Source organism: Nocardia sp. NPDC024068, assembly GCF_040638875.1.
Lineage (GTDB): Bacteria > Actinomycetota > Actinomycetes > Mycobacteriales > Mycobacteriaceae > Nocardia.
Genome location: NZ_JBEZYU010000004.1, coordinates 199267 through 224749, shown reverse-complemented (window position 1 = coordinate 224749; position 25483 = coordinate 199267). Strand labels below are relative to the sequence as shown.

Here is a 25483-nt window from a genome sequence, read left to right as displayed (position 1 = left end):
TGTCAGCCCTCGAAGCGCATGTGGCGAAGCCACGAGTCTCGAGGGCTGACAGCAGACGCCAAGAGGGCCGAACCCCGCGCGCGCCAGCGCGCCAATAAACACAGCACCTTGGCGAGCAAGGTCACCTCCTCACCTTGGCGGGCAAGGTCACCTCCTCACCTTGGCGGGCAAGGTCACCTCCTCACCTTGGTGGGTGAGGTCGCCTGTCTCGCCTTGGCGGGCAAGATCAGCTCCCCACCGTCACGAGCAAGCCCGCCCGAACACCTGAGGCAGGGTTCCGCAACCATGTAAGTGCTCAACCGCCCCAACCCCTGGACGGGCAACCGCACGGCGCCTGCGCGGATGCTGTCGGTGTGGTTGGAGGGCCATGAGTCGGGCGCGCACCCACTCCCTCCTTCCTGCTGCTCCAGAAGTGGGCGGCCCCGCCCACTGCACGCGATCTCCGGACAAACGGGGAGGTCATCCAGCTCACCCGCATCCTTATCGCCCGGGACACCAGGGGGCCTCGACCCCGCGACGCCGAAGGCGGCGCCGACAAAGTTGACGTACCGGGGTGTAGCTGTAACTATTGGATACAGGTAAGCCCGAATCATCGACGAGAGGCAGTGACGATGACGTCTTCAGCCGCCACGGTGTCCGACGAGCAGTTGGTCGCCCAGGCCCAGGAGTACGCGGAAAAGCTGTTGCTGCTGTCGGAGGGCTCGGTCAACCGTAATTTCGATCCCTTCGAGGACATCGACTGGGATAACCCCGACTTCGATGCCGACGCCGGCCCCGAGCGCTGGATCCTGCCCGTATCGGGCGACACCCTCGGCCGTCACCCCTGGTATCAGGCGCTGCCGAAGGACAAGAAGATCGCGCTCGGCAGGTACCGCCAGGCCAATGTCGCCAAGGTCGGGCTGCAGTTCGAGGCAATCCTGATCAGCGGCATGATGCAGCACATCTTCGGCCTCCCCAACGGCGACCCGGAGTTCCGCTACTGCTCCCACGAGATGATCGAGGAGCACAACCACACCCTGATGTTCCAGGAGATGGTGAACCGGATCGGCGCCGATGTACCCGGTATGGGCCCGCTCGTCCGGCAGATCCGCCATATCGCGGTACCCGTCGCCGTCGCCTTCCCGAACCTGTTCTTCATGGCGGTGCTCGGCGGTGAGGAACCGATCGATCACATCCAGAAGGATGTGCTGCGCTCCGGCGAGGAAGTGCACCCCATCATGCGCGGTGTGATGGCGATTCATGTGGCCGAAGAGGCCCGGCACATCTCCTTCGCCCACGAGTTCCTCAAGAAGCACGTTCCCGAGGTTCCGCGGGCCAACAAGTTCGTGCTGTCGGTGGCCATGCCGATCGTCATGTGGATCCTGGGACGCTCGATCGTGACCCCGCCCAAGTCGTTCTTCGACGAATTCGATATCCCGAAGAGTGTGCGCAAGGAAGTGTTCCACGGCTCCGACGATGCCAAGCAGACCTTCAGCGACTACTTCGGTGATGTGCGCGCCCTGGCCAAGGAGATCGGCCTGATCAACCCCGTCTCCAAGCGGGTGTGGAAGGCGCTGGGGATCGACGGCCACACCACCCGCTACCGTTCCGAGCCGCTGCGCGCCGTCTCCGGCAAAGCGGCTTGAGCGGGCGGTACCACGTCGATGCCCTACGTCGTCACCCAGTCGTGCTGTAGCGACGCGTCCTGTGTTTACGCGTGCCCGGTCAACTGCATCCATCCGACCCCGGACGAACCCGATTTCCGGACCGCGGACATGCTCTACGTCGATCCGGCATCCTGCGTGGACTGCGGCGCGTGCGCCTCGGCCTGCCCGGTGGACGCCATCACCTCGTCGAAGAAACTGACCGACGAGCAGATGCCGTTCATCGAGATCAACGCCGATTTCTTCCGGCAGTCGCGACCCCGCCCGCTGCTGGCCCCGCCGGTGCCGGCAGCGGCGATCCATACGTCCGGGCGCGGTCCGCTGCGGGTCGCTGTCATCGGTTCGGGTCCCTCGGCGATGTATGCCGCCGATGAGCTGCTCACCCAGCCGGACGTCCGGGTGACGGTTTTCGACCGCTTGCCGGTGCCCTACGGGCTGGCCCGTTACGGTGTCGCGCCGGATCATACGAAAACCCGCCAGGTGTCCGGCCTGTTCGACGTGATGTCGCGCCAGCCGGGTTTCGGATCCTATTTCGATGTCGAAGTGGGTAAGCACATCTCGCACGAGGAGCTGCTCGCGTATCACCACGCCGTGGTCTACGCGGTCGGCGCGTCCTCGGATCGCAAGCTCGGGATTCCGGGTGAGGGCCTGGCCGGCAATGTGTCCGCGACGGATTTCGTGGCCTGGTACAACGGTCATCCCGACCATCTGGACCACGAGTTCGATCTCTCGCAGGACCGCGTCGTGGTGGTCGGCAACGGCAATGTCGCCCTGGACGTCGCGCGAATCCTCACTACCGACCCCGACGAGCTGGCCGGGACCGATATCTCCCCGATCGCCCTCGAGGCATTGCGCCGTAGTGCGGTGCGCGAGGTCGTGGTGATGGGCCGCCGCGGTCCGGCGGAATCCGCGTTCACCGTCCCGGAGTTCGTCGGGCTGCTCGGGGCCGATGTCGATATCGCCGTCGACGGGGAACTGCCGGTGCTCACCGGCACACTGCCCTACCAGCTGGAACAGAAGATGAAACTGCTCCGGCAGGTGGCCGACCGGCCGTTCGGGCGGCGTAAGCGCATCGTCTTCCGATACCAGAGCGCCCCGGCCCGCATCCTGGGCCCGGACCGGGTCACCGGGATCGAGGTGGAGCGGACCGAGCCGACGACCGGCGAGGACGGCCGGGTGCGCGCCGTCGGTACCGGCGATTTCGATCTCCTGGAGACCGGACTGGTGCTCACCTCGGTCGGCTACCGGGGCGTGCCCACGCCGGGGCTGCCGTTCGACGAGCAGCGCGGTGTCATTCCGAACCGTGCGGGCCGGGTGCTGGACGGACCGGCCGGGGCCGTTGTCCCGGGCGCGTATGTGACGGGCTGGATCAAACGCGGTCCCACCGGATTCATCGGCACCAACAAGTCCTGCTCCCAGGAAACGGTGCAGCAGCTCGCCGACGATTTCAACGCGGGCCGGCTCGACGAACCCGCGGGAAGTGCCGCGGCGTTCGACCGGCTGCTGCGGCAGCGCCGGCCGCAGGTGCGGGCCGGCGGTGCGGTGGCGAACACCGGAAAACCCGTGCGCCGCTTGTTCAGCCGCGCCTGAGCAACCACTCCGCTTCCGCCCGCCCGGCATTGTTCCGGGCGGGCGGTTTTCTTTTCTCGTAGCGAATTGCGCGAAATAGGATATTGACCGGTTACTGTCCGGTATACCCCGATTGCCGCGCATTCCACTGTCAGTGGGGCTTACGGGGGGACGGTGGTGCGGACACGGTGGTGTCCACCTGTCCGAACCATATTTCCGCAGTTCACGGCCATATCAACGGAATCCGGCGATCTGAACTGCCGGTTTGTTTCCAGGGGCACTATCGGGGATGTGTTCCGTAACATCGGCTTTCCTTGTCATTTATTGGATTTCACCGCACCGATACAGCTAACCTGTGGGCGCTGTTTGGAAAACGACCGCGCCCATGGCTCTTCGAAGGACGTGGTCTCGGTGCGTTGACGGGATGGCAAATGACTTCTGGGCTGGGTATCAGCATCGGCACGGTGAACGTTGTCTCGGCGCGAGTCGGTGCTCAGGACTCCCGCCCCGCGGTGAGAACCCGGCGGACGGCCGTGGGTTTCGACAGCGGCGGCACCGCGCGGCTCGGCGGAATCACCCGGTTCTCCACGGCGGTCAGCGAATTCGCGGACCTCGGCCGCAATCCGGAATCGGTGTACGTGGACGGCCGGATCTGGTCGCCGGCAACCATTTTCGCGTCGGTGGTCCAGGGGCTGGTCGCCGCCGAACCGGCCACCGGCGTGGTGGCCACCTATCCGGCCGGTTATTCGCGCAAACACCTCGAACTGCTCCACCAGAGCCTGGATCTCGCCGGCGTGGGCCATGTGCAGCTCGTTCCGGAACCGGTGGCCGCCGCGCATTGGCTCGATACCGAACAGGGCCCACTCGATACCGGGTTCGTCCTGGTCTACGACCTCGGCGGCAACAGCCTCGATGTATCCGTGGTGCGCACCGGCCCGGACTGGCCGGATCATCCCGTGGTCGGAAAGCCGGTGCGCTCCTACGAATTCGGCGGCCGCCCACTGGGCGCGCTGATCGCCCGGTGCGCCGGCGATCGCGCCATCGGTCCGGCCGAACCCGGGACCGGCGCGGTATCGCTCATGTCGTTCGTCAACCCCGAAGGTCTGCGCCGCGAGCATGTGCGCGATTCGCTCGAAGTGGTACGGAGCGCGGTGCGTTCGGCCGGGGTCTCTCTCTCCGATATCGCCCAGGTGCTGGTGGTGGGCGGTGCCGCCCGGCCACCGCAGGTCGCCGGGACACTCGCCGAACTGGGCCTGCCGGTGACGATAGCCGCCGATTCCGGCCAGTGCGTGGCCCTCGGCGCGGCCGCGATGGCGGCGGAGAGCGTGGCCGGAACCGGCTCGCCGCGGGTCGGGCATCCGCCGATCTTCTCCGGCGCGGCCCTGTTCTCCGCCGTGGCCATGTCCGCGGCGACGATCCTCGGCAACAGCCCGGCCGATACCGGTCCGCTCGACCAGGATCGGATTCCACTGCAGAGCCCGGGCGCGGTCCGCTACGAGATCCACGGGGAGGCGCGAGTGGAGCGCTCCGGCACCGGCTGGACCGTGTCCTACGCCCCGCTCGACCCGTCCGCACTGGTCGCCCCGGCGGCCACCTCGCGCCCGTACGGGCCGGCGATGCCGGGAGCGGAGTCCGCGGATCGCACCGATCGCCTCCGGACCGACCGGCCCGCCGGGGCGGGGTCCGGGACGCACAACTCGGCCCGCGACGGTCACGAGCTGCCCGCGGCGCGCCGCGACGATCCGGCCCGATTCGACCATCCGCTGCCCTCGGAACGGTCCGGAACGGGTACGCCGGGCCGGGATCGGGACGAGGGATCCGGCAGCGCGCCCGGCCCCGGCGATCCGCCCGGTACGGAACCGGAAGGCCCGCAGGATGCAGGATCGGGGCCGGGTCCCGGTGGCGGGTCGCCGGAGGACGGCGGGCCCGCGGGTGGCGGAATACCGCAGATTCCCGGTCCCGGTAGCTGGTCCGATGGCGGTCATTGGTCCGGCGGCGGCTGGTCCGGTGATCAGGGCGGGTGGTCCGGCCCGGGGACGGGCGATACGGGTTCCGAATCCGAGAACGGGGCGGGATCCGAATCCGGCGACGGCGCGGGTCCGGGAGCAGTCGACCAGGGTGGTTCGCCGGGTGGGGGCGACGGTGACTCCGGCTCCGGTGGTGGTGATTCCACCTCCGGTGGTTCCTCGTCGTCCGGTGGTTCGGACTCGTCGTCCGGGCACGGTGGCGATTCGGGTCACTCCGGAGGTGACTCGGGTGGCGATTCGTCTGGTGGAAGTACCTCCGGCGGCACCGATTCGACAGGTGGGAGCAGTGTCGGCGGGGCCGATTCTTCCGGTGGCGATTCGTCCGGTGGTGGTGACTCTTCCCATGGCGGTAGCTCCTCCGGCGGTGACTCTTCCGGCGGCTCGAAATCCGGCGCGCGGGGCTCGGATTCGGGTGGTTCGCGGTCGGGCGGCGGCGACGGCGGATCGTCGAAAGGCGGTTCCCGCAACTGATTCCGGTCTCGCGCGGGCGGCGGAATTCCGGCCGGAATCGACAGGCGCGCAGTGCGGAAGTGATCCGACCTCTCCCGGTTGTGCCCGCAATCCAGACCTCCCGGTGCAGCTTTCCGCCGAAAACCCGATGCTGTCCCGGGATATGCGCGGCACAATCGATTGCGTGGACGTTGACGGGGGCCCGCCGCGGCTGATCGCGCTGGATGTGGACGGCACGCTGCTGAAAACCGGTACGCCGGTAAGCGACCGGGTGGTGACAGCGGTGCGCGCGGCGGTGGCGACGGGTACGCATATCGTGGTGAGCACCGGCCGGACCATGGTCACCACCCGGCCGGTACTGGAAGAACTCGGTCTGGTCCGGGGGCACGCCATCTGTTCCAACGGGGCCGTACATATCGATATCGAGCGTGCCGATCCGGTCGCGGTGCATCATTTCGATCCCGCGCCCGCGGTTACCGCGCTCCGGGAACTGTTCCCGGAGATGATCTTCACCGCGGAACGGGTGGGACACGGGGTGTGGGCCACCGGTGCCAGCCCGGGGGAGTACTACCCCGGGGGCGAATACCTGGTGGTCGACGATCTCACCCTCGGCAGCGAACCGACGCCGCGCCTGAACTGCTGGTGGCCCGAGGGATCCACCGCCGAGATGCGGCGGCTGATCGATGAACTGGCCATTCCGGATATCAGTTGGGTGTACGGCGAATTCGGGCCGTGGCTGACCATCTCCCGGCACGGAATCTCCAAGGGCTGGGCACTCGAGCGGTTGCGCGGGCTGCTCGATATCCCCCGGTCGGCCACGCTCGCCATCGGTGACGGTTTCAACGACCGGGAGATGTTCGCCTGGGCCGGGCATTCGGTCGCGATGGCGAACGCGCCGGCCGAATTACACGACGTGGTCGACGAGGTCACCGTCGATGTGACCGCGGATGGGGTGGCGGCGGTCCTGGAACGCTGGTTCTGAGCGCCGGATCCGGGCTTCGCGACGGGTTCGGCGTCCGCCGGCGATCAGGGCGCTCAGGCGGAGAGGGCGAGCGTCCGGGCGAGCGCGGCGTCGTAGCGGTCCCAGACGATATCGGCCGTTATCGGGTCCGGCCCCAGGACCGCGGCGTGCGGGAGGCCGGGCGCCTGAGCGCGTAACCGGTCGGTGAGCAGCCCCGGCGCGAGGAACCACGGCGCCACCAGCACCTGTTCGGCGCCGCGGGCGCGCAGCCGGGTTACCGCCCGCGGCAGCGCGGGATCCGTGGTGGCGAAGCATATTTCGGTGGGGAGGCCGGTCCGGGCCGCGAGCCGCCGGGCCACCCGGGCGGTGGCGCGGTTCGCCGCGTCCGAGGAGGACCCGACCGCGGCCATCGCGATCCCGATTCGCCGTGTGCCGGGATCCCAGCCGTTCTCGGCGCAGGCGGTATGTACCCGATCGTGCAGTATCTCGATCAGCCGAGGATCGGCCCCGAGCACATCCGCCTGAACCGGTCGCAGCCGCGGATGCCGGGCCGACGACTCGGCCAGCAGCGCGGGCAGATCCACCCGCGCGTGGAACGCGCTGCCGAGTAGCAGCGGCACCACCACGGCGCGGGTCTGCCCGGCCGCCGCGACGGCGTCGAGGGCCTGCCCGACCGATGGCGCGTTCAGGTCGAGGAAGGCCACCCGCGCGGGAACCTCCGGGCGGGCGGCCCGGATCCGCTCCAGCAGCGCGGTGACCGTGGCGGCCGAGCGGGGATCCCGGCTGCCGTGGGCCACCGCGAGCAGAGTGGGCGGCGGTATCAAGAAGCCTCGGATCCGACCTCGACCGCGGTGAGCACATCGCCGACCAGACCGGCCGCGAGGGTGTTCCCGCCCGCCGGATCGATCAGCAGGAAACTGCCGGTGTGCCGGTTGGTGCGGTAGTCGTCGGCGGCGATCGGTTCGGCGACCCGCACCGAGATCCGGCCGATATCGTTGAGCGCCAGGGAATCCGGTGCCGGATCGGCGGCCAGCCGCTGCTCGTCGAAGCGTTCGGTGAGGGCACCGACGATCGCCTGGGTGGTGCGGGTGCCGTGTTTGAGCAGCAGCCGCGCACCGGCGTGCAGCGGTTTGTCGCCGAGCCAGCAGACCGTGGCGTCGAAGGTGTCGACAGGTTCCGGGGCATCGCCGGGGGAGACGATGGTGTCGCCGCGGGAGATGTCCACATCGTCGGCCAGGATCAGCGTGACACTGCGGCCCGCCTGGGCGACCGCGAGTTCCCCGTCGGGGGTGTCGATCCGCTCCACGGAGGTGCGGATACCCGAGGGCAGGACCACCACCTCGTCACCGGGTGCCACCGAACCGGCCGCGATCTGCCCCGCGTAGCCGCGGTAGTCCGGGTATTCGGGGGTGCGGGGCCGGATCACGTACTGCACCGGGAATCGCAGGCCGACGGCGTGCTCGCCGGAATTGTCCGCGTCCACCGGCACCGATTCGAGATGTTCGATCAGCGACGGGCCGCTGTAGTACGGGGTCTTGTCCGACCGGGTGGCGATATTGTCGCCGTGCAGCGCGGAGACCGGGATCTCCAGCACATCGTCGTCCGACCAGCCGAGGGTACGGGTGAGCTGCGAGAACTCGGCGGAGATCTCCGCGAAGACCTTGGCCGCCGCGGCCTGTTGCGCTTGTTCGCCGGGCTCGTCCTGACCGACCAGGTCGATCTTGTTCACTGCCAGCACCAGTTTCGGCACCCCCAGCAGTGCCAGTACCGCGGCATGGCGGCGGGTCTGCTCGATCACGCCTTTGCGGGCGTCGACCAGCAGGATCACCAGTTGCGCGGTGGAGGCGCCGGAGACGGTGTTGCGCGTGTACTGCACATGCCCCGGAGTATCGGCCAGCACGAACGACCGCTGCGGGGTCGCGAAATACCGGTAGGCGACATCGATGGTGATGCCCTGTTCGCGCTCGGCCCGCAGACCGTCCACCAGCAGCGACAGGTCGGGGGTGGACAGACCCTTGTCCACCGACGCCCGGGTCACCGCGTCGATCTGGTCGGCGAGCACGGATTTGGTGTCGTAGAGCAGACGTCCGACCAGTGTGGACTTGCCGTCGTCGACAGAACCGGCGGTGGCCAGCCTCAGTAGGTCGGACATATCAGAAGTAACCCTCTCGTTTACGGTCTTCCATGGCAGCTTCGGAGACCCGGTCGTCGCCACGGGTCGCGCCGCGTTCGGTCAGCCGGGAAGCGGCGACCTCGGCCAGGATGGCCTCGTTGTCCGCGGCATCGGACAGGATGGCACCGGTGGTGGAACCGTCGCCGACGGTGCGGTACCGCACCGAAAGGGTCTCCAGGACCTCGCCGTCGCGCGGCCCGCCCCAGCTACCCGGGGTCATCCACATCCCGTCGCGCTGGTACACCGGGCGCTGGTGGGCGTAGTAGATGGTGGCCAGTTCGACGTCCTCGCGGGCGATGTAGCGCCAGATATCGAGTTCGGTCCAGTTGGACAGCGGGAACACCCGCACATGCTCGCCCGGCGCGTGCCGCCCGTTGTACAGATTCCACAGCTCGGGCCGTTGCCGCTTCGGATCCCACTGGCCGAAGGCGTTGCGCAGCGAGAAGATCCGCTCCTTGGCGCGGGAGCGTTCCTCGTCGCGGCGGCCGCCGCCGAACACGGCATCGAACCGGTTCTCGCTGATGGCGTCCAGCAGCGGCACGGTCTGCAGCGGGTTGCGGATACCGTCGGGACGCTCGGTGAGGCGGCCGTCGGTGAGATAGTCCTCCACGCTCGCCACATGCAGCCGCAGACCGTACTTCTCCACCACATGGTCGCGGAATTCCAGCACCTCGGGCAGGTTGTGCCCGGTATCCACGTGCAGCAGCGCGAACGGCAGCGGTGCCGGCCAGAAGGCCTTCAGCGCCAGATGCAGCAGAACGGTGGAGTCCTTACCACCGGAGAACAGGATCACCGGGCGTTCGAACTCGCCCGCGACCTCGCGGAAGATATGGATGGCTTCCGATTCCAGCGCGGCCAGGGTGTCGAAATCCGAGAGTCCGATGGAGCGTTCGGTGGTGATGGCTTTTGTCATGACGCGTGTAACCCGCATTCGGTCTTGGCGAGGCCGGCCCAGCGGCCGCTTCGCGGATCGGATCCCGGCTCCGGCTTCCGTGTGCACGGAGCGCAGCCGATGGACGGATACCCTTCCTCCACCAGGGGATTGACGAGAATCCCGTGCTTTTCGATGTAGTCCTGCATCTCGTCGTCGGACCAGGGCGCGATCGGGTTGATCTTCACCAGCCCGAAACCCTCGTCGAAGGAGATGAGCGGAGCGTTGGCGCGGGTGGGGGCCTCCACGCGGCGGATCCCGGTGACCCACGCGTTGTAGGGCGCGAGCGAATTGCGCAGCGGTACCACCTTGCGCAGGCGGCAGCATTCACCGGCGTCGCGGGCGAACAGGTCCTTACCCAGCAATGCGTCCTGCTCGTCGACGGTCTGCTCGGGGCGCACGTTCACCACATTCACCCCGTACACCGCCTCGACGGCGTCACGGGTACCGATGGTCTCGGCGAAGTGGTAGCCGGTATCGAGGAACAGCACGTCCACGCCGGGCCGGACCTGGGCGGCCAGCTGTACCAGCACCCCGTCCTGCATATTCGACGCGACGATATAGCCGGAGCCGAAGTTCTCGTCGGTCCAGCGCAGCAGTTCCTCGGTCGAGGCGTCCGGACCCAGTTCGGCGGCGCCGCGCTCGGCCAGCGCCTTCAGTTCCTCGGTGCTCAGTTTGGTGGGCAGCTGTTTCTGCTCGGTTGTCACAGTGGGTTCTCCCGTCACCACGCTCGCGGGTTTCATCGCAGATCGGCTTCCTCGGCGCGAACGGCCCACTGCGCGAACCGTTCCCCGCCTTCGCGGTGTTTGACGAAATTGCGGACCACGCGCTCGATGTAGTCACCGAGTTCGGCGCTGGTCACCTTGTGCTGGCGCAGTTTGCGCCCGAAAGCGCTGTCGAGGCCGAGGCTGCCACCCAGATGAACCTGGAAGCCCTCGACCTGATTCCCGTCACCGTCGTCCACCAGCTGCCCCTTGAAGCCGATATCGGCGATCTGCGACCGGCCGCAGGAGTTGGGGCAGCCGTTGATGTTGATGGTGATCGGCACATCGAGCTCGGCGTTGATATCGGCCAGCCGCTGCTCCAGCTCCGGCGCCAAAACCTGGGAGCGTTTGCGGGTCTCGACGAAGGACAGTTTGCAGAATTCGATCCCGCTGCAGGCCAGCAGGTTGCGCCGCCATACCGAGGGCCGCGCCTGCAACCCCAGCGGTTCCAGGTCCGCGATGAGCTGCTCGACCTTGTCGTCGGCGACGTCGAGCACGATGAGCTTCTGGTACGGGGTGAACCGGATCCGGTCCGAGCCGGCGCGTTCCGCGGCATCGGAGACCTGGGTGAGGATGCTGCCCGAGACCCGGCCCGCGATGGGGGAGAAGCCGACCGCGTTCAGTCCGTTGCGCAGTTTCTGCACGCCGACATGGTCGATGGGGCGGCTGGGCCGCTCCGGTGCCGGGCCGTCGATCAGCTTGCGCTTCAGGTACTCGTCCTCGAGGACCTGGCGGAACTTCTCGATACCCCAGTCCTTGACCAGGAACTTCAGCCGCGCCTTGGTGCGCAGCCGGCGGTACCCGTAGTCACGGAACAGAGAGACCACCGCCTCCCAGACCTCCGGCACCTCGTCCAGCGGTACCCACGCGCCGACCCGCTGGGCCAGCATCGGGTTGGTGGACAGTCCGCCGCCCACCCACAGGTCCAGGCCGGGGCCGTGCTCGGGATGGTTCACGCCGATGAACGCGACATCGTTGATCTCGTGCACCACGTCCTGCTGGCCCGAGATCGCGGTTTTGAACTTACGCGGCAGGTTGGAGTACTCCGGTTTGCCGATATAGCGGCGCACGATCTCGTCGATCGCGGGCGTGGGGTCGAGGATCTCGTCGAACGATTCCCCGGCCAGCGGGGAACCGAGCACCACACGCGGGCAGTCGCCGCAGGCCTCGGTGGTCTGCAGGCCGACGCCCTCGAGCCGTTTCCAGATCTCGGGAACGTTCTCGATCTCGATCCAGTGGTACTGGACGTTCTCGCGGTCGGACAGGTCGGCGGTATCGCGGGCGAACTCGGTGGAGATACCGCCGAGCGTGCGCAACTGCGCGACATTCAGTGCGCCGCCGTCGCAGCGCACCCGCATCATGAAGTACTTCGCCTCGAGGAGGTCGATGTTCTCGTCGCCGGTCCAGGTGCCGTCGTAGCCTTCTTCGCGCTGGGTGTAGAGACCCCACCAGCGGAAACGGCCGCGCAGATCGCCCTTGTCGATACTGTCGAAGCCGTTGCGGGCATAGATGTTCTCGATCCGGCTGCGGACGTTGAGCGGGTTGTCGTCCTTCTTGGACTGTTCGTTCGGGTTGAGCGGTTCGCGGTAACCGAGCGCCCACTGGCCCTCGGCGCGGCGGCGCACCGGCTTACCGGTGCGAGCGCGCGTGGGGCGTGCGGCGGGGGCCTCGGCCTTCGCGGGGGTGGTGGCGTCGGTGCTCGACGTCATGAAGTCGCTCCTGCTGGGTTGGGCTTGATCCGTGCTGAGGGCGCGAGGGGCTGACTCGCGCCCGCGGTGGTCAGCGGGCCGAAATCCTCGAATCGGAATATCGCCGGGAATCCGGGAAGAGGCGCAGCTGAGCTACCGGGCGGAGCCGGGCAGACAACAGGCGCTGCAGACGCGCTTGAAGTCGACGTGGCGACGTGCCACAAGTCGTACTCCGGATGTGCGCATGCGACCCATTGTGCCATGCCGGAGGCTGCGTTCCGACCGCCCTACCAGTATTTCCCGCGAACAAGCGGAAAATTCCCTGGTTCTACCGTTCTATTTGTGACGGCCGTCATATTTACGCGCGCAACGGCTCCCGGGGCGGATCGCCGTGACCTCCGCGGTTGACCTGAACTTCGGTCGAGGTTGCAGGCTCGGGGTCATGACGATCGAAACCACGCATACCGGCCACCGCCCCGCCGATATCGAAGCCGAGACCGCCGCCATCCACGCGGTGATCGCCGCGGTGGCGCGCGCCCAGGCCGACGAGGACGTCGCCGGATTCGCCGGGCTCTTCCGCGCCGACGCGATCTGGACCACGGGGCACGGCAAACGTCTCTACGGACAGGCAGCCATCGCCGAGTTCACCGCACGGGTGCTGCCCGGCGCGACCGCGCACGGCCATGCCACCTATGAGGTCGAACACATCCTCTTCCTGCGACCCGATGTGGCCGCCGTCAAGGTGCGGCAGCGCTACTCCACCACCACCGGTGATCTGGAGAGCGAGGGCACACCCATGTATGTCATGACCCGAGAGGACGGCCGCTGGATGCTCACCGCGAACCAGAACACCCCGGTCGTCGAGGGCTGAGCCGGACGCGGTCACACTGGAGGGGTGAACCTCCCCGCCACCGCATCGCCCACCGACGCCTCCGCTCCGGTGCTGCGCGATTTCGGTGCCGGCCCGTTCGGCATCTATATCCATGTGCCGTTCTGCGCGACCCGCTGCGGATACTGCGATTTCAACACCTACACCGCCGGTGAGCTGGGCACCTCCGCCTCCACCGGGTCGTGGGCCGAGGCGCTGCGCGGTGAACTGGCGACCGCGGCCCGCGAGTTCGACGCATTGCCGAGCGCGACGCCCGAGGTGGCGACGGTTTTCGTGGGCGGCGGAACCCCGTCCCTGCTCGGCGGCGACGGACTGGCCGGAGTGCTCGACGCGATCCGGGCGGAGTTCACCCTCGCCCCGGACGTCGAGATCACCACCGAATCGAATCCCGAATCGACCGCGCCGGCGTTCTTCGAACGGATCCGGGACGCCGGTTTCACACGCGTCTCCCTGGGCATGCAATCGGCCGCGCAGCACGTCCTGGCCGTTCTGGACCGCACCCACACCCCGGGCCGGGCCGTGGCCGCCGCCCGGGAGGCGCGCGCCGCCGGATTCGACCATGTGAACCTCGACCTGATCTACGGCACCCCCGGCGAACGCGACGGCGACCTGGACGCCAGCCTGGACGCGGTACTGGAGGCGGGCGTCGACCACGTCTCGGCCTATTCCCTCATCGTCGAGGACGGCACCGCGCTGGCCCGCCGGGTGCGCCGCGGCGAACTGCCCGCCCCCGACGAAGATGTGCTCGCCGCCCGCTACGAACGGATCGACGCGCGGCTCGCGGCCGCCGGGCTCACCTGGTACGAGGTGTCGAACTGGGCCGCGGGTGACGACGCCCGCTGCCGGCACAACCTCGGTTACTGGGACGGCGGCGACTGGCTCGGCGCGGGCCCGGGGGCACACAGCCACCTCGGCGGGGTGCGCTGGTGGAATGTGAAACATCCGGCCCGCTACGCCGATCGCGTCGCGGATGGGGGCCTCCCCGCCGCCGGTTGGGAAGCTCTCACCCGCGACGACCGCTACCTCGAGCGCATCATGCTCGCCCTGCGCCTGCGCGGCGGCCTCCCGCTGACCGACCTCGACGCCGCCGGGCGCGCGGCGGCGCACCGCGTTTCGGCCGACGGGCTGGTGACGATCGCGGGTGGGCGGCTGATCCTCACCGATCGCGGGCGCCTGCTGGCGGACGGGGTCGTCCGGGATCTCGTCGGCTGAGTCCCGATCGCGAGCGGCTCCTGTCGCGAGACCGCCCGGCGATCAGCCGGTTGCCATCTTCACGATGGAGAGAATCAGCATCACGGCCAAGAACAGCCCGAACACGGCGAGTATCGGCGCCGTTACCCGGTAGTACCGCCATCCCGGGAATCGTTCACGCGGCTCGGGACCGAGCGCCCCGGCCGGAACCTGGTTCAGCGGCGCCTGGTAACAGATGGTCGTGCTGTGTTCGGGCGCGACCGGAACCATCGCGTCCGCGAAACCGAAAGGAATGCCCGGCAGGAGAATCGGAACGAGCTTGAAGCCGACCAGCCAGTGCGGGATCGTCCCCATCCGTACATGATGTACACCCGGTGGGACCGGCACGTGTGTCGTCCCCCACCCGATATCCGGGACCTTCTCGCCGTTGATCACCACACTCGGTTTCGCCATCCACCGATGGATATGCGGCGGGAACAACCAGGGGAAGTACAGCGCCCGCACGACTATTCCGGTCGAACCCGGCACCGGAATATAGTGCGGCATAGGCGAATCCGGAGTCGTGTCGTAGGGCAGGATGAAATCGGCGGGCAGTACGGTGCCCCGATACGGTTGGCCCGGGGTTACGGGACGTACCGGGGGAGGTCCGGCCGCAGCGGCCCGATTCGGGTGACCTGAGTGCATTGTGTTCCTGAATCCAGTCGTCGGAGCGGGGCGATCGCCCGGCGTACGGCTCGTCCGATGGATCGGGCCGCCGCGCCGGGAGCGTCGCGCGGTCAGGCGGGTGCCGGCGCGGCCGGAGTCTCTTCGGGGGCGGTGAGGGTGTCGAGGATAGCGAGGGCGGCGTCCCGGAACGGCGCCATATCCTTCAGGGCCATACCGAGTTTCGTCACGAGGGTCGCGACCCGGATCGACTCCGCGGTGATCCGCCCGGCCGCCGCGACCGCCACGACAGGGGCCGCGGTGCCGAGCGAGAGACCCAGTTCGATGGTCCAGCCGATCAGCGCCCCGGCCAGCGCCACCAGTATGTCGTGTACCAGGGTGCGGACGGCGTCGACGATCTTCGCCGCCTTCTCGGTCATCGTGGCCAGGGTGGCGGCGGCGCCCCCGGCCGCCTTGACGTGGTCGATCGATGTGGCCGCATAAGTACGGTAGGCATTGGCCGTCTCGCCGGACCAGGCGGCGATGTCCCGGTCGATCGCCGTCTGCCAGTCACCGCCGATCGCGGTCAGTTCTTCGGCGATCTTCGTCCAGGTCTGCGCGTATGCCTCGACCATTTCGGGATTGCCCGCCAGGGCATCGAAAGTCCGCCGCAGGTACTCGCAGTGGTCGAGCATCCAGCCCGCTATCTGGGTGCCGACGAAACCGAACGGGTCGATCCACGCGGCGCCGATGGTGACGCCGGCATCGATCGCGCCGAAAACGCTCGACATGTAGTCCTGTTTGTTGAAGTCCGAGACGACTTTCCACGCGTCATAGGCCAGGGTGCCCTCCAGCACTCCCCAGGGCCCTTCTTCACCCTCGAACCCGATGTTGGAGAAGGTGAAAACCGTCTCCTGGAAGTACTGTTCGCGGAAGTTCGTACCCTCGGCGATGAGGGGATTGCCCTCGGGCGCGGCCTCGTCGCCGAATCCGGGCAGTGTCTCGTTGAGCCAATCGCCCACCTGATTTGCCATTACAAGCCCCCTGTCGCTCCATCCACTGTTGTCTGCATCCCCTCCAGCGCCTTCGCCAGCGCGCCGTCCGCGCCGGCGAAGGAATCGGCGTCGGCGGCCAGCTTCCCGGGCACTGCGCCCACGGTGTCGTCGAGTTTGCGGATGGCCTCGACGGTCGCGCCGTGACTGTCCGCCAGCAGCCAGGAGACGAGGGGTTTGGGTATCACTCCGTACCCGTCGTCGGCGGAATTGATGTAGTTCGCCGCCTGCAGCACGGTCGCGAGTCGCGAGGTGAGCTGCTGCACCGAGGTGGCGTGGGTGCGCAGGGCTTCGGGATCCACCTGCACGGGAACCGGATCGCTCATCGCCGCCTCACACCAGCCACGAGGCGCGTCGGTAGTACTCGCCCTCTTCGTCTTCCACGTCCGGGATCAGCGACGAGCGTCCGGGCAGCGGCTCGGGGGGCCGCGGGGGTGAGCCGGGCTCCGGGTGAGCGGGCGGCTGCGGCGGAGCCGGTTGCGGTGCGGGCGGCCGCGACCCCGTGGGTGGTTGCGGGGCGGATGGCTGCGACCAGATGGGGGCGGGCGCCGGGGGCGCGACGGCCGGCTGGAATGCGGGCGCGGCGGTATCCGGCGCGGCGAGGCGCTCCTCGTACTGTTTGATGATGTTCGCGCCGATCGGGTCGTCGCCGACCACTTCCCGGATGGTCGCGGTGACATCGGCGGTCAGCGTCTGCCGGGCGCGGTACAGGCACTGCATCACCTCGGCCGACAGCGCGGCCGGGCTCTTACGGCGAATACCGTCGGTGAAACGGATATCCGCCGGTACGCCGTTGGCGTCGACGACCACGGTGACACTTCTGTCGTTCGAGACAGTGGTCGCGGTCAGGTTCGTCATTCGCGCCTGCAGCGTCTGGAATCGCTCGGTCTTGCGCTGCATCTCCTCGGCCCAGCGGGCGAGGTCGGGCGCAGAGCGAGACGGCTCGTCCACCATCCGGAATCCCCCTCGATAGCTTTTCGATCTTGCGTCGGCGACGCTATCATGTGCGCCACGGCAGAACCGAGTGAACGAGCGGGCGCCACTACACTGGGTGGCGAACCCGGCGGTACGTGAGCCGGGTTCGCGAGAACACGGGCGCCGGACGGCCACATCGACGCGCGGTAAGGCTAGGAGGTGGGTCGATGTCGAGCACCGAGGATCGGCGCTTCGAGGTCCTACGGGCGATTGTCGCGGACTATGTCTCCACCAAGGAGCCCATCGGTTCGAAGACCCTGGTCGAACGCCACAATCTGGGCGTTTCCAGCGCGACCGTCCGCAACGATATGGCGGTGCTGGAGGCCGAGGGTTATATCGCTCAGCCGCACACCAGTTCCGGGCGCATCCCCACCGATAAGGGCTATCGCCAGTTCGTGGACCGGATCGCCGAGGTGAAACCGCTGTCGCCGGCCGAACGCAGGGCGATCATGCAGTTCCTGGAGTCCGGCGTCGACCTCGACGATGTACTGCGCCGCGGCGTCCGCCTGCTTGCCCAGCTCACCCGGCAGGTCGCGGTGGTGCAGTATCCGACGGTATCGGCGTCGACGGTGCGTCACCTGGAAGTGGTGGCGCTGAACCCCGCCCGGCTGCTGCTCGTGGTGATCACCGATACGGGCCGCGTGGACCAGCGCCTCGTGGACCTCGGCACCGTGGTCGACGACGAGGATCTGGCCGCGCTGCGCGGCATGCTGGGCGGCGCCATGGACGGGAAACGCCTCGCCACCGCCTCGGCCGCCGTCGCCGAACTCCCCGAACAGGCACCGCCGAAACTGCGCGACGTTTTGATCAAGGTCTCGACCGTCCTGGTCGAAACCCTGGTTGAACACCCCGAGGAACGTCTCGTCCTCGGCGGCACCGCGAACCTCACCCGCAACGCCGGCGACTTCGGTATGCCCGGTTCGCTGCGTACCGTCCTGGAAGCCCTGGAAGAGCAGGTCGTGGTGCTCAAATTGCTCGCCGCCGCCCAGCAGCCCGGCACCGTCACGGTACGGATCGGGGAGGAGACCCAGGTCGAGGAGATGCGCGGCACCTCCGTCGTCACCACCGGCTACGGCGCCGCCGGCGCCGTCCTCGGCGGTATGGGCGTCCTGGGCCCTACCCGGATGGACTACCCGGGAACCATCGCCTCGGTGGCCGCCGTGGCCCGCTACATCGGCGAAGTCCTCGCCGAACGCTGAAGGTTGCGGGGTCGTCCCGTGTTCCGGGCCTCGACACGAGGCGGCGTAGCCGCGAGTCCCGAGGCCTGAAAACACGGACCCGAGGGGCCCGCGCCCCCGCGCGCCGGAGACGCGCCAGTAGACTCAACTCTTCGACCGGATAAAGTTGAGTCGACCCGACTAAGCTCACCAGCGGGCGGCTACACCCATCACGAGCCACGCGGCCGGACGAGCGAGCCGGAGCCGTGGACAGCGACCAAGGACTAAGAGACTCAAGTGGCACGGGACTACTACGGAATGCTAGGTGTCGGCCAAGACGCCTCCGATCAAGAGCTCAAACGCGCGTACCGCAAGCTGGCTCGCGAACTGCATCCCGATGTGAATCCGGACGAGGCGGCGCAGGCGAAGTTCAAAGAGGTCTCCGCGGCCTACGAGGTGCTGTCGGATCCGGAGAAGCGGCGCATCGTCGATATGGGCGGCGATCCGCTGGAGGCCGGCGGCGGCGCGGGCGGATTCAGTGGCGCCGGGTTCGGTGGTCTCGGTGATGTGTTCGAGGCATTTTTCGGCGGGATGAGCGGCGGTGCCGGTGGTGGCGCCCGCAAACCCCGCGGGCGGGTGCAGCCGGGCGCCGATTCGCTGGTGCGTACCCGGTTGAGCCTGGCCGAATGCGCGGTCGGCGTCACCAAACACCTCACCGTGGATACCGCGATCCTCTGTGATCTCTGTCAGGGCGCGGGTACCAACGGAAACTCCAAACCGGTGCGCTGCGAGACCTGCGGTGGTGCCGGTGAGGTCCAGTCGGTCCAGCGTTCCTTCCTCGGCCAGGTGCTGACCTCCCGGCCCTGCCCGACCTGCCGCGGTGCGGGTGAGACCATCCCCGATCCCTGCCATAAGTGCGGTGGTGACGGGCGGGTCCGCGCCCGCCGCGAGATCGCCGCACCCATCCCGGCGGGGGTGGCCAACGGTATGCGGGTGCGTCTGGCCGCGCAGGGCGAGGTCGGCCCGGGCGGTGGTCACGCCGGTGACCTGTACGTGGAGATCGTGGAGCAGCCGCACGATGTTTTCGTGCGCGACGGTGACGATCTGCACTGCACGGTCCGGGTGCCGATGGTGGACGCCGCGCTCGGCACCACCGTGGTGATCGACACGATCATGGACGGGCCGACCGAGTTGAGTATTTCGCCGGGAACCCAGCCCGGGGAGATCTCGGTGCTGCGCGGTCACGGTATGCCCCGGCTGCGCTCCAGCGCCCGCGGCGACCTCATGGCACATCTGGATATCGTCATCCCGACCAAATTAGACGGTAAGCAGACCGACCTGCTGCGTAAATACAAGGGGATGCGGGTCAAGGACAAGGCCGAGGTGATGTCGGCGCAGTCGGAACACAACAGCGGCCTGTTCGCCCGGTTGCGGGCGTCGTTCAGCGGACGCTGAGGCGATGGCCGCCACGGTCTTCTATCTGGACGAGGTTCCGGAGCCCGGTGCCGTCGCGCTGCTGGACGGGCCGGAGGGCCGCCACGCCGCGACGGTGCGGCGGATCCGGGCGGGCGAAGCCGTCACATTGTCCGACGGGCGGGGGGTGCTGGCGCGCACGGAGGTCGTCGCCGCGCAGAAGGACCGTCTCGAACTGCTGGTGCACGATCGTCAGCGCGCCGAACCGGCGTATCCGGCGGTCACGGTGGTCCAGGCACTGCCGAAATCCGAGCGTTCGGAGCTGGCGGTGGAGTTGATGACCGAGGCCGGTGCGGATCTGATCGTGCCGTGGCAGGCGGCGCGCTGCGTATCGAACTGGGAGACCAAAGCGGATAAGGGCGTGGCGAAATGGCGGGCGGCGGCGCGTGCCGCGGCCCGGCAGTCGCGGCGGGCCTATATTCCGGAGGTCACCGCCCTGCACCGCACACCGGAGGTGGCCGACGCCGTGCGGGCCGCGAAAGCCCAGGGTGCGGTGGTCGCCGCACTGCACGAGTCGGGCACTGCCGCGTTCACCGGACTGCCCTGGGGTTCGGCTCCGGCCGCCATGCTGATCGTGGGTCCGGAGGGCGGGCTCGACGATGCCGAGCTGACGGCGCTGGCCGGATCCGGAGCCGAGGTGGTCCGGCTGGGACCCACCGTGCTGCGGACGTCGACTGCGGCTGCGGTGGCGCTCGGGGCGCTCGGAGCGCTGACCCGGCGATGGTGAATGCACGGGCCGCCGATGTGCGCGGACCGCGCCGTGATCTCGTGCGCTGACCGCGCCGTGATCTCGTGCGCTGACCGCGCGGTGCGCAAGTGCGCCGATCACATGAGGTGAACACCCGGTGAATCCCCGGTCGTACCGTTGCGTGGCGCTGTGGACAGGAGATATTCCACTGGGACGTGTCGGGGCCGAGAGCTAGACTCTGGGCAGCGACAGAATTCGCGCCCAGCTTCATCAGCGTGCATCACCGCAGCTCCGAGACCGGAAAGCAGGCCATAGCGACTACGTGCGATCACAAGGCGATATCGGCGATCAGAATCCCTCCCCGGCCGGGAACGGTGCTTCGGAGCCCGCGGCTCGCACCGTCCGCTCGAGTATCGAACTCGCCCCCGAATCGGTATTCCCCTTCCTCGGATCGGCCGACGAGAATCTCCGCGAACTGGAAGAGTTGCTCACCGCCGATGTGCACGTACGCGGCAATCTGGTCACCCTGACCGGACGCGCGGGCGATGTGGCGCTGGCCGAACGGGTGATCGAGCAGCTGGTCGCGCTGACCGGCCGCAACCGGGTCATCACGCCCGAAGCGGTACGCCACACCGTATCCATGCTCACCGAGGGCACCACCGAATCTCCGGCCGAGGTCCTCAGCCTCGACATCCTGTCGCGGCGCGGGAAAACGATCCGCCCCAAAACTCTCAACCAGAAACGCTACGTCGACGCGATCGACGAGAACACGGTCGTATTCGGGATCGGCCCGGCCGGTACCGGTAAGACGTATCTGGCCATGGCCAAGGCCGTGCAGGCGTTGCAGACCAAACAGGTGAACCGGATCATCCTCACCCGTCCCGCCGTGGAGGCCGGGGAGCGGCTCGGCTTCCTGCCGGGCACTCTCAACGAGAAGATCGACCCGTATCTGCGCCCCCTCTACGACGCGCTGCACGACATGATGGACCCCGAGGCCATCCCCAAGCTGATGGCGGCGGGAGTTATCGAGGTCGCGCCCCTGGCATATATGCGTGGGCGGACGCTGAACGATTCGTTCATCATTCTGGACGAGGCGCAGAACACCACCGCCGAACAGATGAAGATGTTCCTGACCAGGCTCGGGTTCGGGTCGAAGATCGTGGTCACGGGCGACGTCACCCAGGTGGATCTGCCGCACGGCTCGCGTTCGGGCCTCCGCGCGGCCAGCGAGATTCTCACCGATATCGAGGATATCCATTTCGCGCAGCTCACCAGCAGTGATGTGGTGCGGCACCGGCTGGTGTCGGAGATCGTCGATGCCTACGAGAAATTCGAGTCGGAAACGCGCCCGCCGGTCGGCCCACCACATATGTCGGGGAACCGGGCGCAACGGCGGGCGGCCGGTCGCACGGCGCGCCGGTAGCGGTCACGCGCGGTAGCTCGGTGCGGGAGGCCGGGCAGAGCGTCTCCGGCGTGCACCAGACCGTACGTGCACGTCGGATGGGCTCGAGTCGGCCGCACCCTTTAGGCTGACCAGGTGAGTATCGAGATCGCCAACGAGTCGGGGATGGAAGTCCCCGAGGAAGACCTGGTGGGCGTCGCCCGGTTCGTGATCGGCCGGATGGACGTACACCCGGCTGCCGAACTGTCCATGGTGCTGGTGGATCTCGACACCATGGCCGATCTGCACATGCGCTGGATGGACCTGCCCGGGCCCACCGACGTCATGTCGTTCCCGATGGACGAACTCGAACCGGGAGGTCGTCCCGACAGTCCCGAACCGGGGCCCTCGATGCTCGGCGATATCGTGCTCTGCCCGGAGTTCGCCCTGGACCAGGCGGCCAAGGCCGGGCATTCCCTCGACCACGAACTGGCTCTGCTGACCGTGCACGGTGTTCTGCATCTGCTCGGCTACGACCATGCCGAACCGGCCGAGGAGAAGGAGATGTTCGAGCTCCAGGGCCGGCTGCTAGAACAGTGGTACGAGGAACTGCGTGACGCAGCGCGCCGCGCCGAACTCGCCGCCCGCGATGCCCGACTGCTGGGCAAAACGGGTTTCGCGGCGCCGGACGAGGGGCGTTCGTGGCCGGGTGACGCGCACGCGTGAACGAGATGACCCTGCTGCTGTTCGCGGCGTTGCTGGCCGCGGTCGGCGGGGTGTTCGCCGCGGTGGATTCGGCGCTGAACACCCTGTCCCCGGCCCGGCTCGACGATATGGCGCGCAGCGAACGCGCCGGTGCGGTGCGGTTGAGCCGGATCGTCGACGACCGGCCCCGCTATGTGAACCTCATGGTGCTGTTGCGCATCCTGTGCGAGATCACCGCGACCGTACTGCTGGCCGCCGCGTTGAGCAGCTTTCTGGACAGCGGGTGGGCACTGCTGGTGACGGCGGTGGCAATGGTGCTGGTGTCGTATGTGGTGATCGGCGTCGGGCCCCGTACGCTGGGCCGCCAGCACGCGTATTCGATCGCGCTGGCCGCGGGATTGCCGCTGCAGTTCATCGGTGCCTTGCTGGGACCGGTGAGCCGGCTGCTGATCCTGCTCGGTAACGCGATCACCCCCGGTAAGGGTTTCCGCAACGGCCCGTTCGCTTCGGAGATCGAGTTGCGCGAAGTGGTGGATATGGCGCGCGAGCGCGGCGTGGTCGCCGACGACGAGCGCCGCATGATCCAGTCGGTGTTCGAACTGGGCGACACCATCGCGCGCGCGGTGATGGTGCCCCGCACCGAGATGGTCTGGATCGAGGACGACAAATCCGTGGCGCAGGCGATGTCGCTGGCGGTGCGCAGCGGGCATTCCCGGATACCGGTGATCGGGGAGAACGTCGACGACATCCTGGGTGTGGTGTATCTGAAGGATCTGGTGCCCTACGCCGATCGCGGTCGCAGTGTCCGGGTGCGTGAGGTGAAACGCGACGCGATGTTCATGCCCGATTCCAAACCACTCGACGATCTGCTCGACGAGATGCAGCGCCGCCGCAACCATATGGCACTGCTGGTGGACGAATACGGCGGTATCGCGGGACTGGTCACCATCGAGGATGTGCTCGAGGAGATCGTCGGTGAGATCGCCGACGAATACGACACCGACGAGACCCCGCCGATCGAGGAGATCGAGACCGGCCGATACCGGGTTTCGGCGCGTCTGCCGATCGCCGACCTGGGTGAGTTGTACGGATTGCCGATCGACGAGGAGGAGGTCGACACCGTCGGCGGCCTGCTCGCGCATGAACTGGGCCGGGTTCCGCTTCCGGGCGCCGAGGTCGTCGCGCACGGTCTGGAACTACGTGGTGAGGGCGGCGCGGACGCCCGTGGACGGGTCCGGGTGCACACCGTGGTGGTGGGCCGGGCAGCGGAGCAGAGTTCGGAAACCGATCCGGGATCGGAACGGGATCGCCCGTCCGCCCGACACGACGAGGGAGCAGGCGATGAGTGAACTGGATGCCGAGGACAACAAGCTGGTGGTGCTGGCCCGGGGGGCGCTGGGTCGTACCGGCGGTTCGGGGGGTGCCGCGATCCGTGACATCGACGGCCGCACCTACGCTGCCGGGGAGGTCGGGTTGCAGGCGCTGCGGCTGACCGCCCTGCAGTCGGCGGTGGCGGCGGCGATCTCCAGCGGCGCCGAGGGTTTCGAAGCGGCCGTGGTGATCGGCGGGAAATTCGCCGACGCCGGGGTCGCCGCGGTGCGGGAGGTCTCGGCCGGCGCCCGCATCATCTTCGCCGACGCCGCCGGTACCGTCTTCGATATCGCCGAGGGTTACGAGGCCAGCGATGCCTGAGGCCGGTGGGGCCGAGTTCCGCTCCGGTTTCGTCTGTTTCGTCGGCAGGCCGAATACCGGTAAGTCGACGCTGACCAACGCGCTGGTGGGTGCGAAGATCGCGATCACCAGTTCGCGCCCGCAGACCACCCGGCACACCATCCGCGGCATCGTGCACCGCGAGCACACGCAGCTGATCCTGGTGGACACCCCCGGGTTGCACCGGCCCCGGACGCTGCTCGGGCAGCGGCTCAACGATCTCGTCCGCGATACGTATTCCGAGGTGGATGTGATCGCGCTGTGCATCCCGGCCGACGAGAAGATCGGCCCGGGCGATCGCTGGATCGTGCAGCAGATCCGGCAGATGGCACCGAAGACCACCCTTCTCGGTGTGGTCACCAAGATCGACAAGGTGGGTAAGGAGCAGATCGCCCGCCAGCTGCTCGCGGTGTCGGAGCTGCTCGGTCCGGAGACAGACGTGGTGCCGGTCTCGGCGACCAAGGGTGAGCAGATCGAGGTGCTGGTGGATGTGGTCGCCTCGCAGATGCCGCCCGGTCCTGCTTTCTACCCCGACGGCGAGCTCACCGACGAGCCCGAGGAAACCCTGATGGCCGAGCTCATCCGGGAAGCGGCCCTGGAGGGGGTCCGTGACGAACTGCCGCATTCGCTCGCGGTGGTGATCGAGGAGATCCTGCCCTACGAGGAGCGCGAGGACATGCTCGATGTGCACGCGCTGCTGTATGTGGAGCGGCCGAGCCAGAAGGCCATCATCATCGGCAAGGGCGGCGCCCGGCTGAAGGAGGTCGGGACGAACGCGCGCAAGCAGATCGAGCACATCCTCGGTACTCGTATCTATCTGAATCTGCACGTCAAAGTCGCCAAGGATTGGCAGCGCGACCCCAAACAGCTGGGCAAGCTCGGATTCTGATCAAGGCCGGTCTCTGGTTGCCGCCGGGTGGGCACGTCGAGCCCGATGAGCATCCGGCCCGCACCGCGTGCCGAGAAGTCGCGGAAGAACTCGGTATCACTGTCGACCTCACCCCGGTTTCCGCGCCGCGATCACCACCACGATCGGGGCCCACGGCGGCCACGAGGACGTCGGCCTCTGGTACGTGATCACCGTCGATCGCGGTACCGCCTTCACACTCGACCCCACCGAGTTCTGTGGTGGCCGGTGGTGGAGCGTCGACGAGATCGGCGCGGCCGACCCCGCACTGTTCGACCCGCATCTCGGCCGGTTTCTCACGAAGTTGCGCGGCAGCGCGCGGCCGGTGCGCGAGTCCCGATTCGGACACTGAGTGTTAGCTGAGGTTTGGCTTACTCGACTGGCGGACGTTGGACCAGACCGATATGCTTCGGCCCGTACCCGAATAAACCGGAGCGAAACCATTTTTCATCCGACGATTCGGTAACGGACACGACGGGGTGTCGGATGCGGGCTCGGCGTGGGGTC

26 protein-coding genes are annotated in these 25483 nt (G+C 67.9%); 16 read left to right on the top strand and 10 right to left on the bottom strand.

All coding sequences use genetic code 11. The features are described from left to right. Positions 1–611: 611 nt before the first annotated feature. The 4 genes from AB0F41_RS08090 to AB0F41_RS08075 all read left to right on the top strand — a co-directional run bounded on the left by AB0F41_RS08090 (position 612) and on the right by AB0F41_RS08075 (position 6671). Positions 612–1625, top strand: coding sequence for a diiron oxygenase (locus tag AB0F41_RS08090; RefSeq protein ID WP_357422052.1), 1014 nt, complete (start codon positions 612–614; stop codon positions 1623–1625). Between the two features lie 18 nt (positions 1626–1643). Further along, complete coding sequence (locus AB0F41_RS08085; RefSeq protein ID WP_357422051.1) at positions 1644–3233, top strand: FAD-dependent oxidoreductase; 1590 nt, start codon at positions 1644–1646, stop codon at positions 3231–3233. A gap of 410 nt (positions 3234–3643) precedes the next feature. Further along, the gene (locus tag AB0F41_RS08080; protein ID WP_357422050.1) at positions 3644–5710 is read left to right on the top strand and encodes an Hsp70 family protein; all 2067 of its coding nucleotides are present in this window, start codon (positions 3644–3646) and stop codon (positions 5708–5710) included. A gap of 163 nt (positions 5711–5873) precedes the next feature. Then, a complete protein-coding gene (locus AB0F41_RS08075; protein WP_357422049.1) occupies positions 5874–6671 on the top strand; it encodes an HAD family hydrolase in 798 nt (265 codons plus the stop codon). A gap of 53 nt (positions 6672–6724) precedes the next feature. Here AB0F41_RS08075 and AB0F41_RS08070 read toward each other — a convergent pair whose 3' ends face one another. From AB0F41_RS08070 to AB0F41_RS08045, 6 genes are all read right to left on the bottom strand, one after another. Then, a complete protein-coding gene (locus AB0F41_RS08070; protein ID WP_357422048.1) occupies positions 6725–7447 on the bottom strand; it encodes a sirohydrochlorin chelatase in 723 nt (240 codons plus the stop codon). Between the two features lie 23 nt (positions 7448–7470). Beyond that, on the bottom strand, positions 7471–8802 hold the full coding sequence (locus AB0F41_RS08065; protein WP_357422047.1) for a GTP-binding protein: 1332 nt from the start codon (positions 8800–8802) through the stop codon (positions 7471–7473). A gap of 1 nt (position 8803) precedes the next feature. Beyond that, positions 8804–9736 (bottom strand): sulfate adenylyltransferase subunit CysD, encoded by a 933-nt coding sequence (gene cysD, locus AB0F41_RS08060; protein WP_357422046.1) that lies wholly within the window; start codon positions 9734–9736, stop codon positions 8804–8806. After that, the gene (locus AB0F41_RS08055; RefSeq protein ID WP_357422045.1) at positions 9733–10461 is read right to left on the bottom strand and encodes a phosphoadenylyl-sulfate reductase; all 729 of its coding nucleotides are present in this window, start codon (positions 10459–10461) and stop codon (positions 9733–9735) included. Before AB0F41_RS08055 ends, cysD begins: the two co-directional genes overlap by 4 nt. 32 nt (positions 10462–10493) lie before the next feature. Further along, positions 10494–12227 carry a nitrite/sulfite reductase gene (locus AB0F41_RS08050; protein ID WP_357422044.1) on the bottom strand — a complete coding sequence of 578 codons (1734 nt, stop codon included), beginning with the start codon at positions 12225–12227 and terminating at the stop codon, positions 10494–10496. 132 nt (positions 12228–12359) lie between these two features. Beyond that, a complete protein-coding gene (locus tag AB0F41_RS08045; RefSeq protein ID WP_357422043.1) occupies positions 12360–12452 on the bottom strand; it encodes an Ms4527A family Cys-rich leader peptide in 93 nt (30 codons plus the stop codon). A 196-nt stretch (positions 12453–12648) separates the two neighbouring features. On the opposite strand from AB0F41_RS08045, the gene AB0F41_RS08040 reads away from it, so the two are divergent. Next, a complete protein-coding gene (locus AB0F41_RS08040; RefSeq protein WP_357422042.1) occupies positions 12649–13077 on the top strand; it encodes an SgcJ/EcaC family oxidoreductase in 429 nt (142 codons plus the stop codon). Between the two features lie 69 nt (positions 13078–13146). After that, a complete protein-coding gene (gene hemW, locus AB0F41_RS08035; protein WP_357422061.1) occupies positions 13147–14307 on the top strand; it encodes a radical SAM family heme chaperone HemW in 1161 nt (386 codons plus the stop codon). Between the two features lie 42 nt (positions 14308–14349). Here hemW and AB0F41_RS08030 read toward each other — a convergent pair whose 3' ends face one another. The 4 genes from AB0F41_RS08030 to AB0F41_RS08015 form a co-directional block, all read right to left on the bottom strand. Continuing rightward, the gene (locus tag AB0F41_RS08030; protein ID WP_357422041.1) at positions 14350–14814 is read right to left on the bottom strand and encodes a hypothetical protein; all 465 of its coding nucleotides are present in this window, start codon (positions 14812–14814) and stop codon (positions 14350–14352) included. Positions 14815–15062: 248 nt separating this feature from the next. Further along, positions 15063–15962: a hypothetical protein gene (locus tag AB0F41_RS08025; protein ID WP_357422040.1), complete on the bottom strand. Its 900-nt coding sequence runs from the start codon at positions 15960–15962 to the stop codon at positions 15063–15065. Then, on the bottom strand, positions 15962–16306 hold the full coding sequence (locus AB0F41_RS08020) for a type VII secretion target (RefSeq protein WP_357422039.1): 345 nt from the start codon (positions 16304–16306) through the stop codon (positions 15962–15964). The genes AB0F41_RS08025 and AB0F41_RS08020 overlap by 1 nt, the downstream gene beginning before the upstream one ends. A gap of 7 nt (positions 16307–16313) precedes the next feature. After that, positions 16314–16934: a YbaB/EbfC family nucleoid-associated protein gene (locus AB0F41_RS08015; RefSeq protein WP_357422038.1), complete on the bottom strand. Its 621-nt coding sequence runs from the start codon at positions 16932–16934 to the stop codon at positions 16314–16316. 188 nt (positions 16935–17122) lie between these two features. On the opposite strand from AB0F41_RS08015, the gene hrcA reads away from it, so the two are divergent. The 10 genes from hrcA to AB0F41_RS07965 all read left to right on the top strand — a co-directional run bounded on the left by hrcA (position 17123) and on the right by AB0F41_RS07965 (position 25328). After that, positions 17123–18154, top strand: coding sequence for a heat-inducible transcriptional repressor HrcA (gene hrcA / locus AB0F41_RS08010; protein WP_357422037.1), 1032 nt, complete (start codon positions 17123–17125; stop codon positions 18152–18154). 255 nt (positions 18155–18409) lie between these two features. Next, positions 18410–19567: a molecular chaperone DnaJ gene (dnaJ, locus tag AB0F41_RS08005; protein WP_357422036.1), complete on the top strand. Its 1158-nt coding sequence runs from the start codon at positions 18410–18412 to the stop codon at positions 19565–19567. A 4-nt stretch (positions 19568–19571) separates the two neighbouring features. After that, positions 19572–20312, top strand: coding sequence for a 16S rRNA (uracil(1498)-N(3))-methyltransferase (locus tag AB0F41_RS08000; protein ID WP_357422035.1), 741 nt, complete (start codon positions 19572–19574; stop codon positions 20310–20312). A 301-nt stretch (positions 20313–20613) separates the two neighbouring features. Beyond that, positions 20614–21696 (top strand): PhoH family protein, encoded by a 1083-nt coding sequence (locus tag AB0F41_RS07995; RefSeq protein WP_357422060.1) that lies wholly within the window; start codon positions 20614–20616, stop codon positions 21694–21696. A gap of 114 nt (positions 21697–21810) precedes the next feature. After that, the gene (gene ybeY / locus AB0F41_RS07990) at positions 21811–22380 is read left to right on the top strand and encodes an rRNA maturation RNase YbeY (protein ID WP_357422034.1); all 570 of its coding nucleotides are present in this window, start codon (positions 21811–21813) and stop codon (positions 22378–22380) included. After that, entirely contained in the window at positions 22377–23708 is a 1332-nt protein-coding gene (locus tag AB0F41_RS07985; protein WP_357422033.1) for a hemolysin family protein, read from the top strand. Before ybeY ends, AB0F41_RS07985 begins: the two co-directional genes overlap by 4 nt. After that, the gene (locus tag AB0F41_RS07980; protein WP_357422032.1) at positions 23701–24051 is read left to right on the top strand and encodes a cytidine deaminase; all 351 of its coding nucleotides are present in this window, start codon (positions 23701–23703) and stop codon (positions 24049–24051) included. Before AB0F41_RS07985 ends, AB0F41_RS07980 begins: the two co-directional genes overlap by 8 nt. After that, positions 24044–24958 (top strand): GTPase Era, encoded by a 915-nt coding sequence (gene era / locus AB0F41_RS07975; RefSeq protein WP_357422031.1) that lies wholly within the window; start codon positions 24044–24046, stop codon positions 24956–24958. The genes AB0F41_RS07980 and era overlap by 8 nt, the downstream gene beginning before the upstream one ends. Next, positions 24916–25146, top strand: coding sequence for an NUDIX domain-containing protein (locus AB0F41_RS07970; RefSeq protein ID WP_357422030.1), 231 nt, complete (start codon positions 24916–24918; stop codon positions 25144–25146). The genes era and AB0F41_RS07970 overlap by 43 nt, the downstream gene beginning before the upstream one ends. After that, positions 25143–25328 (top strand): hypothetical protein, encoded by a 186-nt coding sequence (locus AB0F41_RS07965; protein ID WP_357422029.1) that lies wholly within the window; start codon positions 25143–25145, stop codon positions 25326–25328. Before AB0F41_RS07970 ends, AB0F41_RS07965 begins: the two co-directional genes overlap by 4 nt. Positions 25329–25483: the final 155 nt, after the last annotated feature.

Coding starts and splice junctions, on each gene's coding strand:
- AB0F41_RS08020 (WP_357422039.1), bottom strand. CDS start 16,306: ATGAGCGATCCGGTTCCCGTGCAGGTGGATCCCGAAGCCCTGCGCACC.
- AB0F41_RS08040 (WP_357422042.1), top strand. CDS start 12,649: ATGACGATCGAAACCACGCATACCGGCCACCGCCCCGCCGATATCGAA.
- AB0F41_RS08090 (WP_357422052.1), top strand. CDS start 612: ATGACGTCTTCAGCCGCCACGGTGTCCGACGAGCAGTTGGTCGCCCAG.
- AB0F41_RS08000 (WP_357422035.1), top strand. CDS start 19,572: ATGGCCGCCACGGTCTTCTATCTGGACGAGGTTCCGGAGCCCGGTGCC.
- AB0F41_RS08050 (WP_357422044.1), bottom strand. CDS start 12,227: ATGACGTCGAGCACCGACGCCACCACCCCCGCGAAGGCCGAGGCCCCC.
- AB0F41_RS08085 (WP_357422051.1), top strand. CDS start 1,644: ATGCCCTACGTCGTCACCCAGTCGTGCTGTAGCGACGCGTCCTGTGTT.
- hrcA (WP_357422037.1), top strand. CDS start 17,123: ATGTCGAGCACCGAGGATCGGCGCTTCGAGGTCCTACGGGCGATTGTC.
- era (WP_357422031.1), top strand. CDS start 24,044: ATGCCTGAGGCCGGTGGGGCCGAGTTCCGCTCCGGTTTCGTCTGTTTC.
- AB0F41_RS08025 (WP_357422040.1), bottom strand. CDS start 15,962: ATGGCAAATCAGGTGGGCGATTGGCTCAACGAGACACTGCCCGGATTC.
- AB0F41_RS08080 (WP_357422050.1), top strand. CDS start 3,644: ATGACTTCTGGGCTGGGTATCAGCATCGGCACGGTGAACGTTGTCTCG.
- cysD (WP_357422046.1), bottom strand. CDS start 9,736: ATGACAAAAGCCATCACCACCGAACGCTCCATCGGACTCTCGGATTTC.
- AB0F41_RS08045 (WP_357422043.1), bottom strand. CDS start 12,452: ATGCGCACATCCGGAGTACGACTTGTGGCACGTCGCCACGTCGACTTC.
- AB0F41_RS07980 (WP_357422032.1), top strand. CDS start 23,701: ATGAGTGAACTGGATGCCGAGGACAACAAGCTGGTGGTGCTGGCCCGG.
- AB0F41_RS08015 (WP_357422038.1), bottom strand. CDS start 16,934: ATGGTGGACGAGCCGTCTCGCTCTGCGCCCGACCTCGCCCGCTGGGCC.
- AB0F41_RS08065 (WP_357422047.1), bottom strand. CDS start 8,802: ATGTCCGACCTACTGAGGCTGGCCACCGCCGGTTCTGTCGACGACGGC.